This is a genomic window from Micromonospora sp. D75 (assembly GCF_018070405.1).
Taxonomy (GTDB): domain Bacteria; phylum Actinomycetota; class Actinomycetes; order Mycobacteriales; family Micromonosporaceae; genus Micromonospora; species Micromonospora chalcea.
Map to the genome: position 1 here is coordinate 1 of NZ_JAGPXV010001229.1, position 379 is coordinate 379.

Here is a 379-nt window from a genome sequence, read left to right on the forward strand (position 1 = left end):
GTCGCCGCCTCCAGCATCGCCTCCAGGTGCTCGGCCGGCACGCCCCAGCCGAACAGCGCCCCCTGACCGAACCGGCAGCCGGCGGCCACCACCGCGGCCAGCTCGGTCGGATTGGTCACGCCCTCGGCGATCACCTCCAGGCCGAGCTGATGCCCCAGGCGCATGACGATGTCGACCATCGGCGCGAACGCCGGACCGTCCCGCCCGACCGGCCGGACCGGCTCGTGCTCGGCGACCAGACTGTGGTCGATCTTGAGAATGTCGATCGGCAGCCGCCGGAGCTGGCCGAGCGACGAGTAGCCGGCGCCGAAGTCGTCCAGCGCGATCCGGACGCCGGTCAGCCGCAGCGCGGTGAGCCGCCGGATCAGCTCGTCCAGGT

The 379-nt window shown here is 72.8% G+C and carries 1 protein-coding gene; it reads right to left on the reverse strand.

The features are described 5' to 3' along the window. Positions 1-379 (reverse strand): EAL domain-containing protein (locus KBX39_RS33005; protein ID WP_210874334.1); only part of this gene is annotated, 379 nt, incomplete at both ends.